The sequence below is a fragment of the Mesorhizobium sp. CO1-1-8 genome (genome assembly GCF_020164875.1).
Classification (GTDB): domain Bacteria; phylum Pseudomonadota; class Alphaproteobacteria; order Rhizobiales; family Rhizobiaceae; genus Mesorhizobium.
Map to the genome: position 1 here is coordinate 39,904 of NZ_JAIUGZ010000030.1, position 13,132 is coordinate 53,035.

At 61.9% G+C, this 13,132-nt stretch carries 12 protein-coding genes; 4 read left to right on the plus strand and 8 right to left on the minus strand.

What is annotated here, in order from left to right:
• Nucleotides 1-48: 48 nt before the first annotated feature.
• From pyrE to rpoZ, 3 genes are all read right to left on the minus strand, one after another.
• Nucleotides 49-627 carry an orotate phosphoribosyltransferase gene (gene pyrE, locus LB558_RS32545; RefSeq protein ID WP_224701475.1) on the minus strand — a complete coding sequence of 193 codons (579 nt, stop codon included), beginning with the start codon at nucleotides 625-627 and terminating at the stop codon, nucleotides 49-51.
• An 88-nt stretch (nucleotides 628-715) separates the two neighbouring features.
• Nucleotides 716-2,944 carry a RelA/SpoT family protein gene (locus tag LB558_RS32550; protein ID WP_224701477.1) on the minus strand — a complete coding sequence of 743 codons (2,229 nt, stop codon included), beginning with the start codon at nucleotides 2,942-2,944 and terminating at the stop codon, nucleotides 716-718.
• A 113-nt stretch (nucleotides 2,945-3,057) separates the two neighbouring features.
• Nucleotides 3,058-3,459 carry a DNA-directed RNA polymerase subunit omega gene (gene rpoZ, locus LB558_RS32555; protein ID WP_095086596.1) on the minus strand — a complete coding sequence of 134 codons (402 nt, stop codon included), beginning with the start codon at nucleotides 3,457-3,459 and terminating at the stop codon, nucleotides 3,058-3,060.
• A 325-nt stretch (nucleotides 3,460-3,784) separates the two neighbouring features.
• On the opposite strand from rpoZ, the gene LB558_RS32560 reads away from it, so the two are divergent.
• Entirely contained in the window at nucleotides 3,785-4,366 is a 582-nt protein-coding gene (locus LB558_RS32560; protein ID WP_027038041.1) for an NYN domain-containing protein, read from the plus strand.
• An 11-nt stretch (nucleotides 4,367-4,377) separates the two neighbouring features.
• Nucleotides 4,378-5,034, plus strand: coding sequence for a uracil-DNA glycosylase (locus LB558_RS32565; RefSeq protein WP_224701479.1), 657 nt, complete (start codon nucleotides 4,378-4,380; stop codon nucleotides 5,032-5,034).
• 42 nt (nucleotides 5,035-5,076) lie between these two features.
• Here LB558_RS32565 and LB558_RS32570 read toward each other — a convergent pair whose 3' ends face one another.
• From LB558_RS32570 to dapA, 3 genes are read right to left on the minus strand one after another with little or no spacing between them, the layout of a single operon-like run.
• On the minus strand, nucleotides 5,077-5,787 hold the full coding sequence (locus tag LB558_RS32570; protein ID WP_224701481.1) for a GH25 family lysozyme: 711 nt from the start codon (nucleotides 5,785-5,787) through the stop codon (nucleotides 5,077-5,079).
• A 15-nt stretch (nucleotides 5,788-5,802) separates the two neighbouring features.
• A complete protein-coding gene (gene smpB, locus LB558_RS32575) occupies nucleotides 5,803-6,282 on the minus strand; it encodes an SsrA-binding protein SmpB (protein ID WP_224701483.1) in 480 nt (159 codons plus the stop codon).
• 25 nt (nucleotides 6,283-6,307) lie between these two features.
• Nucleotides 6,308-7,189: a 4-hydroxy-tetrahydrodipicolinate synthase gene (dapA, locus tag LB558_RS32580; RefSeq protein ID WP_224701485.1), complete on the minus strand. Its 882-nt coding sequence runs from the start codon at nucleotides 7,187-7,189 to the stop codon at nucleotides 6,308-6,310.
• 246 nt (nucleotides 7,190-7,435) lie between these two features.
• Here dapA and LB558_RS32585 point away from each other — a divergent pair, with 246 nt between their 5' ends.
• Together LB558_RS32585 and LB558_RS32590 are read left to right on the plus strand one after the other, a co-directional pair.
• Nucleotides 7,436-9,487: a lytic transglycosylase domain-containing protein gene (locus LB558_RS32585; protein WP_224701487.1), complete on the plus strand. Its 2,052-nt coding sequence runs from the start codon at nucleotides 7,436-7,438 to the stop codon at nucleotides 9,485-9,487.
• Nucleotides 9,488-9,759: 272 nt separating this feature from the next.
• Nucleotides 9,760-10,659 carry an alpha/beta fold hydrolase gene (locus LB558_RS32590; RefSeq protein ID WP_224701489.1) on the plus strand — a complete coding sequence of 300 codons (900 nt, stop codon included), beginning with the start codon at nucleotides 9,760-9,762 and terminating at the stop codon, nucleotides 10,657-10,659.
• 58 nt (nucleotides 10,660-10,717) lie between these two features.
• Here LB558_RS32590 and LB558_RS32595 read toward each other — a convergent pair whose 3' ends face one another.
• Nucleotides 10,718-11,812, minus strand: coding sequence for a tyrosine-type recombinase/integrase (locus tag LB558_RS32595; RefSeq protein ID WP_224701491.1), 1,095 nt, complete (start codon nucleotides 11,810-11,812; stop codon nucleotides 10,718-10,720).
• 234 nt (nucleotides 11,813-12,046) lie between these two features.
• A partial coding sequence (locus LB558_RS32600; protein WP_224701493.1) for a porin occupies nucleotides 12,047-13,132 on the minus strand: 1,086 nt, incomplete at its 5' end.

The following is a 13,132-nucleotide window of genomic DNA, read 5'->3' on the forward strand; positions in this document are numbered from 1 at the left end:
TGTCGTTTTCCCCAAAAACCGCCGCACACTTTTGGGCGACATGCCCCGTCAGATGTTGCGGCTGCCGGGCTTGATCGCCGGGATGGCGGCAAGGTCCGGCGGCAGCCGGTCGGCCGGATAGGCCGGGACCTCATACTCGGCAAGCGCGATGAGCGGCACGCCGACATCAGTCTTGCCGGCCGAACGGTCAATGATGCAGGCCGCGGCCACCACCTCGGCGCCAAGCTCGCGCAGGCACTCGATGGTCTCGCGGATCGACAGGCCGGTGGTGACGATGTCCTCGACGATGACGACACGCGAACCGCTGGCGATCTCGAAGCGGCGCAAGCGGAACTCGCCCCCTTCCCGCTCGACCCAGATCGCCGGCACGCCGAGATGGCGCGAGGTCTCATAGGCCGGGATCAGCCCGCCGATCGCTGGGCCGACGACATAGTCGATCTTGCCGGGCACGCTTGCGCGGATCTTCTCCGCCAGCGCCTTGCACAGAAGCTCGGTCTTGTCGGCATGCATGAACACACGCGCCTTCTGCAGGAAGACCGGACTGCGCAGGCCCGAGGTCAAAATGAAATGCCCTTCCAGAACAGCACCCGCCTCGCGGAAAATGCCCAGCACTTCGTCGGTGTTCATGTCTGCCTCTTTTTGATTGATCATGATCTCTGGACAAACGGTTCCCGTTTGTCCGAGAAAACCGGTCTCCGCTTTTCGGGATCATGGCCTAGCCGTTCACGCGCCTCGCATCGCTGACGCTCGAATTGTCCTTGAGCTGCGACAGCAGCCGGTTGAGGTGCTTGAGATCCCAGACTTCGAGATCGATCAGCATTTCGGTGAAGTCGGGCGCGGTGCGCACCATCGACAGCGTATGGATGTTTGCGTCGTTCGAGGCAACCACCTGCGCTATATCGGCGAGTGACCCCGGCGCGTTGATGGCGGTGACCGAGACGCGCGCCGGAAAGCGTTCCTTGGTGCGCTCGTCGATGTCCCAGCGCACGTCGATCCAGCGCTCGGGCTGATCGTCGAACGCCTGCAGCGCCGGCGACTGGATCGGATAGATGGTGATGCCGGTGCCCGGCTGGACGATGCCGACGATGCGATCGCCGGGCACTGCCCCCTCAGGCGCGAAACGCACCGGCAGGTCGCCGCGCACGCCGCGGATCGGCACGGCGCCATCGCGCGGCTGGTCCTTGTCCTTGCGCGCGGCGCGACCCGGAATCTGGAACAGCATGCCGGCGGCATTGCGGATTTTCGACCAGCCCTCCTCGCGCGGCTTGGGGACGGCCGTGGTGACGCGCTCATCCTTGTAGTCGGGGAATACCGCCTTCATGACGTCGGTGGAGGCGAGTTCGCCACGCCCGACAGAGGCCAGCACATCCTCGATGTCCTTGCGCGCCAGCCGGTGCAGCACCTGCTTCAGGCTCTCCTTGGTGAAGGTCTTGCCGGCGCGCTCGAAGGCGCGTTCCAGGATGCGGATGCCGAGGCCCGAATACTGCTTGCGGATGGCGTTCTTGGTGGCCCGGCGGATGGCCGAGCGTGCCTTGCCGGTGACGACGACCGATTCCCACGCCGCCGGCGGCACCTGCGCCTTGGAGCGGATGATCTCGACCTCGTCGCCGTTCTTCAGTTCCGTCATCAGCGGCATGATGCGGCCGTTGACCTTGGCACCGACGCAGGTGTCGCCGACATCGGTGTGCACCGCGTAGGCGAAGTCGATCGGGGTCGCGCCACGCGGCAGCGCAATCAGCATGCCTTTCGGGGTGAAGCAGAACACCTGGTCCTGGAACAGCTCCAGCTTGGTGTTTTCGAGGAAATCCTCCGGATTGTCCCCCTCGGCAAGCTGCTCGATGGTGCGCCGGAGCCAGGCATAGGCGTTGGTCTCCTTCGAAATCGCGTGGGCGGCAACGTTGGTCTTGCCGCCGGTGTCCTTGTAGATCGAATGCGCGGCGACGCCGTATTCGGCGATCTTGTTCATCTCTCGGGTGCGGATCTGCAGCTCGACACGCTGGCGCGACGGGCCGACAATGGTGGTGTGGATCGACCGATAATCGTTCTGCTTCGGCGTCGAGATGTAGTCCTTGAAGCGGCCCGGCACCATCGACCACGCGGTGTGGATGGCGCCAAGCGCCCGGTAACAGTCCTCGACCGTGTCAACGACGACGCGGAAGCCGAAAATATCCGAGAGCTGCTCGAAGGACAGCGCCTTGGCCTCCATCTTGCGGAACACCGACCACGGCTTCTTCTGCCGGCTCTTCACGCCGGCGTTGATCGCATGCTTCTCGAACAGCGTGGACAGCGCCTTTTCGATGTCCGTCAGCACGCCCTTGTTGCGCTCGAAGATTTCGGCAAGCCGTGCGGTGACGGCGCGATAGGCTTCAGGATTGATGAAGCGGAAGGCGATCTCCTCCAGCTCCTCGCGCATGCCTTGCATGCCCATGCGCCCGGCCAGCGGCGCATAAATATCCATCGTCTCCTCGGCGATGCGCAGGCGCTTGGCCTCCGGCATGTGGTCGAGGGTGCGCATATTGTGCAAACGGTCGGCGAGCTTGACCAGCAGCACGCGGACATCTTCCGAAATCGCCAGCAGAAGCTTTCTCAGGTTTTCCGCCTGCTCGGCCTTCTTCGAGACGAGATCGAGCTTCTTCAGCTTGGTCAGGCCCTCGACAAGCTTGCCCATTTCGGGTCCGAACAGATCGTCGATCTCGGCCCGTGTGGCGGTCGTGTCCTCGATGGTGTCGTGCAGCAGGGCGACCGCGATCGTCGCCTCGTCCATATGCATTTCGGTGAGGATGGCGGCGACTTCGAGTGGATGCGAGAAATACGGATCGCCGGAAGCGCGCTTCTGGTGGCCATGCTTCTGCATGGCATAGACATAGGCCTTGTTGAGCAACGCCTCGTTGACGTCAGGCTTGTAGCGCTGGACGCGCTCGACAAGCTCATACTGACGCATCATGGGCGGAATCTCGCAGCGGTGAAATGGATCATGCGCCGCACTGCTGTACGGCGCATGTCATAGATAGCCACGAAACTGCCAGGACGGAAGGGCCGGATGCTTGATCCAGGCTCTTAGTAGTCGTCGCTCTTTTCCGGCGGCACCAGGCCCTCGATGCCGGCCAGGAGATCTTCCTCGGTCATGCGGTCGAAGGTGATGTTCTCCTCGGCGTCATCGGCGTCGGTGGCAGCAACAGCGGCGCCGGTCTGATCGGCAATCGCCTCGCCGTCGGCCTCGGGCTCGTCGACCTCGACATGCTTCTGCAGCGAATGGATCAGATCTTCCTTGAGGTCGTCGGGCGACAGCGTCTCATCGGCGATCTCGCGCAGCGCCACGACCGGGTTCTTGTCGTTGTCACGCGGCACGGTGATCGGCGCGCCCTGGCTGATCTGGCGGGCGCGGTGGCCGGCCAAGAGCACCAGCTCGAAGCGGTTGTCGACCTTGTCGATGCAATCTTCAACAGTTACGCGGGCCATGGATTGCCCCTTTCATGCGATGGATTTGATGGAAAACAGGCGCGGTCCATAACCCGAACGCCGCCAAAATACAAGCATCATGGCAATGGCCGGGCTGCAGGGCGCCCGATCCTTCGTTCAAACACCCGATTCGGCAAAACCTGTCTGTGCTTATGTGTTCGGTCTCCCGATCACAATTGCTTGCAGTGCCGCACGCGCCCTTGGATTGCCGTGAATCTGGCGCTATCTCGGATGCGTAGAGGTCAGCCGGTTTATTATGAGCCTGACCGAACGTCGCTATCGCATTTCGTTTAGACGGCCGTTTATTTCGAGAAGGATATTTTCCATGTTCGACCCTCGTGAAAAAATCGCCCTATTCATCGACGGCGCCAATCTCTACGCGACGTCGCGCGCACTCGGCTTCGACATCGACTACCGCAAGCTTCTGTCAAGCTTCCAGAAGCGCGGCTATCTGCTGCGCGCCTATTATTACACGGCACTGGTCGAGGATCAGGAATACTCCTCGATCCGTCCGCTGATCGACTGGCTCGACTATAACGGCTTCAAGGTGGTCACCAAGCCGGCCAAGGAATTCACCGACTCGACCGGTCGCCGCAAGATCAAGGGCAACATGGACATCGAGCTTGCGGTCGATGCGCTGCAGCTTGCCGACGTCGTCGACCACTACGTCATCTTTTCCGGCGACGGCGACTTCCGCACGCTGGTCGAGGCGCTGCAGCGGCGCGGCCGCAAGGTGTCGATCGTCTCAACCATGGCCTCGCAGCCGCCGATGATCTCCGACGATCTGCGCCGCCAAGCCGATCATTTCATCGACCTGACGACGCTGAAGAACGAAGTTGGCCGTGACCCGTCCGAGCGCCCAGTGCGCCGGCCCGAGCCGGCCGAAGTCGACGAGGACGATTACTGAGGCCGGTCGCCTTGACCGCCCTTTCCGCCTCCGAACCCGGCCGCGATTGCCCGCTCTGCCCGCGGCTGCATGATTTCATCGCCGAATGGCGGCAGCGCGAGCCGTCCTGGTTCAATGCGCCGGTGCCGACTTTTTTGCCTCTCGAAGGCGACGCGGCGGTTCAGTTGCTGATCGTCGGGCTGGCGCCTGGCCTTCGCGGTGCCAATCGAACGGGCCGCCCGTTCACCGGCGACTATGCCGGCGACCTGCTCTACTCGACGATGATTTCGCACGGTTTCGCGCGCGGAGAGTTCAAGGCCCGGCCAGATGACGGATTGGAGTTGGTCGGCACCGCGATCACCAACGCGGTGCGCTGCGTGCCGCCGGAGAACAAGCCGGTGGGCGCAGAGATTGCCACCTGCCGGACATTCCTGGTGCCGACGATCGCCAGGTTCCCGAACCTGCGCGCCGTGCTGGCACTGGGATCAATCGCGCATCAGTCGACGGTGCGGGCGCTGGGCGGGCGCGTCGCCGCTTACCCGTTCAAGCATGGCGGGCAGTTGCCGGCCGGCGGCGTGACTTTGTTTTCGAGCTATCATTGCTCGCGGTACAACACCAACACCGGCGTGCTGACCGAAGCGATGTTCGTGAGTATTTTCAGCCAGATAGCGACGTTCCTGCGGACATAGAGGATGTTTCTGCGGGAATAGAGTTGGGTGCCGGCAGACTTGTCAGCGTGACGGCGCAGACAGCGCGGTCAAAACGGCCGGCCCACCCTGCAGCACATTCAGATCGACGTCACCGCTGATGCCGTCGACGCGACCCCTGTTGTGGTACTGCCAGTAGACCCAGTCGCCGCGGTCCGGCTCCAGAAGCAATGAGCGAAGCCAGAGCGAACGGGCAGCGATGCGCCCGGCATAGGTCTGCGCTGCCTCATCAGTCAGATAGACAATCGCGGGTTTGCCGAACGTCGCCTCGACAGGGGCAAGGAAGGCGGCCAGTTCGGCGTTCAATTGTTCGGGCGTTGGCCGCTGCGGGCAGTTGCCGCCGAATTCGATGTCTACCACCGGGGGCAGCAAGGGTTGGTCGCGCGGCACCACCGAGATGAAATTCTTCGCCTGGTCGGCGCCAGGCCGGCAAAAGGTGAAAAAGTGATAGGCGCCGACGGCGAGACCGGCGGCGCGGGCCTCTTCCAGATTCCTCGCGAAGGCATCGTCGACATGATCGCCGCCTTCGGTCGCCTTGATGACTGCAAAGGCGACATCGTCGGCGGCAACACGCCGCCAATCGATCCGACCCTGATGATGGGAGACATCGATGCCCCTCACCGGATACTTGTTGCGGTCCGGCGAGAATGTCCTGAAATAGAGATAGCCGCCCGCAGCGACAAAACACACCAAAACCAGGCTGGCTAGACCGAAAAGGACAATCCGGTTCTTCAAACGAATAGCCCCAGCCTACCCACGCTCCTTCAGCAGCCGACCCTTCTCGCGCGACCAGTCGCGCTGCTTCTCCGATTCGCGCTTGTCGTGCAGTTTCTTGCCGCGGCCGAGGGCGAGCAGCAGCTTGGCGCGGCCCTGGTCGTTGAAATAGATTTTCAGCGGCACCAGCGTCATGCCTTCGCGGTCGACGCTCTGTGACAGTTTCGCCATTTCGCGCTTGTTGAGCAGCAGCTTGCGGCGCCGCCGCGGCTCATGGTTGAAGCGGTTGGCCTGCAGATATTCCGGCAGATAGGAGTTGATCAGCCAGATCTCGCCGCCTTCGACCGAGGCATAGCTGTCCTGGATGTTGGCCTGGCCCTGGCGCAGCGACTTGACCTCGGTACCGGTCAGCACCAGACCGGCCTCGACCGTGTCGAGCACCTCGTAGGAAAATCGCGCCTTGCGGTTTTCCGAAACGGTCTTGTTGTTGGGATCGGCTTTTCTGACCTGGTTCATGATGCGGAGAGGTGGCGCCTCATCCCTAATTAATCAAGCCGGCGTGCTTCATGGCCGCATCAATCTTTGCCGCGGTCACATCCTCGACCGTAACAAGCGGCGAACGCAGCACGTTTTCGACCTTACCCAGCTTCGACAGCGCGTATTTCGCGCCGGAGACGCCAGGCTCGATGAAGATCGCCTTGTGCAGGGGCAGCAGACGGTCCTGCAACTCCAAGGCCTTGGCGCTGTCGCCGGACAGCGTTGCTTCCTGGAATTCGGCACAGAGCCGCGGCGCGACATTCGATGTCACCGAAATGCAGCCGACGCCGCCATGCGCGTTGAAGCCAAGCGCCGAAGCGTCCTCGCCCGAGAGCTGGATGAAATCCTTGCCGCACGTGGCGCGCTGCTCGGAGACCCGTTCGACCTTGCCGGTGGCATCCTTGACGCCGACGATGTTCTTGAAGTCGTGTGCCAGCCGGCCCATCGTCTCCGGCATCATGTCGATGACCGAGCGCGGCGGGATGTTGTAGATGATGATCGGCAGCTTGGTCGCCCTGGCGACGGCAGCGAAGTGCTCGTAAAGGCCGCGTTGCGTCGGCCTGTTGTAATAGGGCGTGACGACCAGGGCGGCATCAGCGCCCGCCTTCTCGGCATATTGCACGAGGCCAACGGCTTCCTCGGTGTTGTTGGAACCGGCGCCGGCGACGACCGGAACGCGTCCCTTGGCAACCTCGATGCAGACCCTGACGACCTGGCGATGCTCGTCATGCGACAGCGTCGGCGACTCGCCGGTCGTGCCCACGGGAACCAGTCCTGTAGTGCCTTCCGCGAGTTGCCATTCGACGAACGCGCGAAAGGCTTTCTCGTCGAAACGCCCGCTCTTTTCGAACGGTGTCACGAGCGCAGTAAGCGAGCCTCTCAGCATATCGTCCAACTCCTTGCCACTTCTGGTGTTTTGTTTCGGGTTTGTGGTCGCGCCTTCTAGCCGAAAGCGAAGCGGCGCACCATAGTCTCGACATGGTTGCGCGGCAAGCATTGCCATGGTGCCAGCAAGCGCAATTCGAACGGCCTCGCTAACTCTTTGTTTACGGGCTCTTCACGACCTAAGTTTAGGCTTCGAGGCATCTTCGCCAGCTTGTGGAATGCCAGGACAAGGAAAGACTTAAGGACCATGCCGGGCGGTCGGCCTCACCTTTTCGCGCTGCTTGGCGCCACGCTCGCGCTGATGCCGGGCATGGCGATCAGCGGTAGCGTGGACGTACGGGTCACCTCAGCCATTCCGATTCCAGGCGCGGCAATTGCGCTGCCAGACCTGCAGGAAAGGACGCGACAGGCGCCCTTGCCGGACGTCGCTCCCCTGAAAAGCGGGCTGGATGCGTTGGCGGCGGGCGATAGTCCCCGCGCTCGTGGAGTGCGCGATGCCCTTCCGGCTCAGTCGCTCGACCAGCATATCCTTGCCTGGGCGATCGCGCTTTATGGCGGCGACAAGGTTCCTAGCGGCGATATCACTGCTGCGGCCAGGATGCTGCCCAACTGGCCGGGGACCGTCGCCCTGCGCAAGAACAGCGAGCGCGCGCTCTATCGCGAGAACCCTGCCCCCGACATCGTTATCAGGGCGTTCGACGGCAGCCAGCCGCAGACATTCGAAGGCGTGATGGTTCTCGCCCGCGCCTATGTGGGGTCGGGCAATACCAAGGCGGCGCGTTCCGTTCTGTCGCCCTTCTGGCGCACCGCGATCCTGGAGGCCAAGGACGAGGCGGCGCTGATCAAGGAATTCGGCAGCCTGATCCCGGCCGCCGACCACCGCTTTCGCATGGAGCGTATGTTCTATGCCGACCGTGCGAATTCCGCCCTGCGTGTCGCCGGCCTTGCCGGTGCCCGGCAGCTCGCCGATGCATGGGCGGCGGCCGACAAAGGCGACAAGAACGCGCCCAAGCTGCTGAAGGCCGTGCCGGCAATGCAACGTTCGGCCGGCTACTTCTTCGCTCAGGCCGAATATCTGCGCAAGCAGGAGGATTTTGCCGGCGCTGCAGCCATTGTGATGCAGGCGCCGACTGATCGCGAAGCTCTGGTCGATCCGGATGCCTGGTGGGTCGAGCGCCGGGTGCTGTCGCGCGAACTGGTAGACCAGGGCGACATGAAGACCGCGTACAAGATCGTCGCCACACACGCCGCCGAAAGTGCCACCAGTGCGGCGGACGCCGAATTCCACGCCGGTTGGTACGCGCTGCGTGGGCTGAACGACCCCAAGCTTGCCGCAACGCATTTCGCCCGCATCGCCGACCTTGCCCAAGGGCCGATGACGCTGTCGCGCGCTTATTACTGGCTCGGTCGTGCCGCCGAAGTCGGCGGCCCTGGCAACGCCAAGGATTATTTTGCGCGCGCCGCTGCCTACGGCACGACATTTTACGGCCAGCTTGCCGCCGAACGTGTCGGCCGGCAGGCGCTCAACATCGTCTATCCCTCGCCAAGTGTAGCCGACCGGCAGAATTTTGCCGGCCGCGAAGCAGTCAGCGCCATCAAGCGGCTGCAGGAGGCGGGCTACGACCGCTATGCCGAGACGCTCTATCGCGACCTTGCCGGGCAGTTGACCAGTCCGGGGGAACTGGCGCTGCTCGCTGTCCTTGCCGAAAAGCAAGGGAACCATTTCATGGCGCTGAAAATCGGCAAGATCGCTGGAGCGCGCGGCATCGATGTCGGCGCATTGTCGCATCCGCTCGGCGTCATTCCCGATTCGGCTGACATTTCCGGCTCGGGCAAGGCGCTGGCCTATGCGATCGCCCGCCAGGAAAGCGAATTCAACATCGGCGCCGTATCGAGCGCCGGCGCGCGCGGGCTGCTGCAACTGATGCCGGGAACCGCAAGGCAACTGGCGAAGAAGGCCGGGCTGCAGTTTTCGCAAACACGGCTGACCACCGATGCCGGCTACAACGCGACGCTTGGTTCGGCCTTCCTCGGCGAACAGCTCGACCGCTTCAACGGCTCCTACGTGCTGACCTTCGCCGGCTACAATGCCGGCCCCAACCGGGCCAGCCAGTGGGTGGCCAGATATGGCGACCCGCGCGGCAAGGACATCGACGCGGTCGTCGACTGGATCGAGCGGATTCCCTACACGGAAACAAGAAGCTACGTGCAGCGCGTGATGGAGAATTACGAGGTCTACAAGATGCGTATTTCCGGCAAATACGACATTGTCGGGGATCTGGTGAACGGGCGGAGTTGAGGGCTCGAGAGGCGACTCGCCGAAGCTGCCAATCTCCCCCCCTTGCGGGGGAGATGCCTGGCAAGGCATTGGGGGGTTCCTCGGCTATCAGCGTTGTTTCTTTACCGGTTGTGGCCCAAGGTCGGCATTCCTACACCCCCTCTGGCCTGCCGGCCATCTCCCCCGCAAGGGGGGAGATTGGCAGCTCCAGCGTCCGCCCTCTGTTTGACCACTCCTGCCTTCGCCTGTAGCAGTCGCAAGGCGATCAGGCGGCCAGAAGGAATCGCGTCCAGATGCCAAACGACCAGGGCTTTTCCGACTTCTTCTACAGCGCACCGGATGGGCTAAAACTTCATGCGCGCGTCTACGGCGAGGCCAATACCGGACCCTGGCCGGTTGTCTGCCTGCCTGGCCTGACCCGCAACGCCAGGGATTTTCACGAGCTGGCGCTCTATCTGTCGACGGATGCAGCAACTCCGCGAAAGGTCATCGCCTTCGACTACCGTGGGCGGGGGCAGTCAACCTATGACCCCGACGTCAAAAATTACAATGTCGGCGTGGAGGCCGGCGACATCCTGGCCGGGCTGACGGCGCTGAACATCGGAGAGGCGGCCTTCATCGGCACCTCGCGTGGCGGGCTGATCATCCATGTGCTCGGGATGATGCGGCCATCCGTCCTGAAAGCCATTGTTTTCAACGACATCGGACCGGTGATCGAGATGGCCGGACTTGCCCATATCCAGTCTTATCTCGAGCGCGACCCGGCACCGAAAACCCGCGCACAGGCGACCGCCGCCCAGCGCAGCGTGCATGGCGAAGACTTCTCCGCCCTTGCCGGCGCCGATTGGGATCGGATGGTACGGGCTCTCTACCGCGAAACGAATGGTGGGCTGGTGCCGGATTTCGATCCGAAGCTGGTGGATACCGTTGCGAGCCTCGACCTGACGCAGCCTCTGCCTGATCTATGGCCTCAATTCGAGGCGTTGGCCGCCATCCCGCTGCTCGCCATACGTGGTGCCAATTCGAGATTGCTGTCCATAGACACGCTCAAGCAGATGCGAGCGCGCCATTCCATGATGGAAGCGATCACAATCAAGGGCCAGGGCCATGCGCCATTCCTCGAAACTGGCGACTTGCCGGACGCCATCGCAGTTTTTCTTGATCGGGCCGAGCGAAAGAATATCCCGAAGTAACTCCCATGACCAAACAAGGCACGGGATAGCTCCGATAGTATAGGCAGGATTCTTCAGCCTACTTGGCTTTTGAACTTTTCCGACTCGCTTTCGGCGACTCCTTTGCAGCGGCGGCTGCCTCGCCCCTCTTTTTCCGCTCTGCCGTCGGCGACGAAGGCGTCGTCACGGGCGAAGAAAACATGGAGCCTTCAGCGCAATTGCCGCCCGGCTGAGTCGATCGAGGCGTTTCCAGCACGATGACACAGCCATCGAGATCGTTGGTGGCCAGATGCGCGTAGCGCATCGTCATCGACAGCGTTTGGTGGCCGAGCCACATCTGCACGCGCCTGATGTCGATGCCGCCCTGGACAAGCCGCGAGGCGCAGGTATGGCGCAGTATGTGCGGCACCACCTGGTCGTCGGCGCCGAGGCCGACTTCGGCCTTCGCGTCGTTCCAGATGGCGCGGAACTGTGCTTGGCTGAGCTTGGTGAACGGTCCTTTGGGCCGGCGACCCTCAGTGGGAGGCAGCTTGATGACCTCCTTGACCCGCTCGGTCATTGGAATGGTGCGGCTGCGGCCGGATTTGGTGATCCAGAAACTGACGCGATGCTCCTGGATATCGTTCCAGATTAGCCCAAGCGCCTCGCCGAGGCGGCATCCGGTGTCGACAAGGAAGACGGAAAGCCTGTAGGCATCCTCGCTGCGGCTCTTGATGGCGGCGAACAGGCGCGCCTCTTCGTCCCTTTCGAGGAAGCGAATCCGACCCGCCCGCTCCTTCTGGCGGCGGAACTCGGGCAGGCTGTGGATATCTCCCATCTTGTGAGCCTTGCGCAGCAGTTTGCTGAGGGCAGCCATCTTTCGATTGATGGTTGCGTTGCTGTTGCCGCGCTGGCGCAAGGTGCCGATAAGGTTGTCCAGGGTACTTTGGTCAAAGGCGCTGAAACGCTCCCCAAGGAGAATCTCGTCTATTTCGCCGATGAACGAGCTGACATTATACTTATGCCGCCCATCATCCCATAATATGTCCCGATATGCTGAAAAAAGATCTCCGACCCGATGCGACTTTACTTCTCTAATCTTGTTGTAGGTGTATCGAATCTTCGGACTTTGAGAAGAAAACATCGAAAAATGATCAGAGGGTTCACCCTCTTGAATCGCTTCGTTCGTCATCATTTGCCACACCCCCGAGTGGATAGATCAGCCCTATCCGCTTGGAAGCGTCCTTTCAAGAGATTTGAATCACGCGATTGTGATTTCATCCGCACATCAGCGGATCCCACGAAATCACTCACGGACCCTATTCAGCTACCGTTACCCCCATCCTTCTGTTGCGTTGACCCAGTCACGAAACAAAACAGCCCGGGCGTTGTGCGCCCGGGCTGGATTTCACCTGTAAGGAACCAGCCCTTAGAAGGAGCGCTGGAAGCGGAGGAGACCGCCGAGGCTGCTCTTCTTGTCGGCGTGGGTCCAGTTCGAGAAGTCGAGGTCATCGAACTTACCAGCATTCAGGTAGTCGACTTCGGCCGTGATCGTGAAGCCGGGAACGATGTCGTACGCGACATTGGCGGCAACGCCGAGGTTCTTCCAATCGTCATACGACACCTGGAGGTTGAACGAGGTCTTCTCGTTGAACTTGTAGGTGCCACCGCCCCATACTGCCCAATTGCCGCCCCACTGCTTGTAGAAGCCGCGGCCGTCGTTGAAGTCGGTGAGGTTATCGTCGGTGCCGTAGCCGGCCATCAAGAACAGCGACAGTTCGTTGGTCGCATTCACGTCCAAACGAACCTTGCCGGCGACTTCTTCGTAGTTGCTGTCATAAGCAACGACGCCGGTGATCGCGCCCCAGCCCTGCGTCCACTTCACGCCGCCGACGACATGCGGAACATAGCTGTCGATCGTGTCGAAACCAGAACCTTCTTCCAGCGAGACCACTGCCGAGAAGCCGTTGCCGGCATCGAAGTAGTACTGAACGACATTGGTGTCGAAATCGCCATAGGGAACAAGCGTATCCTGGATGACGTTGCCGGCGTAGCCGATGAACGTATCGAAGGCCGATTCGTCCTTACCGACGCGCAGGCCACCGAGCTGGACCCAGGCGAAGTTTAGCGAAGCACCGGTGTTGCCGGCGCCATTGATGTAGTCGCCCGTATCGGCTTGGGCATTTTGGAAGTTGAAGCGGGTCTCGGTGTAGGTCTTCAAGGTGCCGAGTTCGGTTTCCTGGCCGGTCCAGGTCTTCAGAGCGAAGCGGGCCCTCTTCCAGTAGGTAGCGTTGTTGTCATCGTCCATATGGTCTGCGCTGCGAGCACCATCGAAGGAGCCGATGTCGCCGACGCCGATGTCATAACGGATATAGCCGCCGATGCGCAGGCAGGTCTCGGTGCCGGGAATGTAGAAGTAGCCAGCGCCGTAGACGTCACAGATCTTGACGTATTCAGCGGGTTCCGGCTCGGCGACGACGACGGCGTCGGCGGCGCGCGCACCGGAAACTGCGAT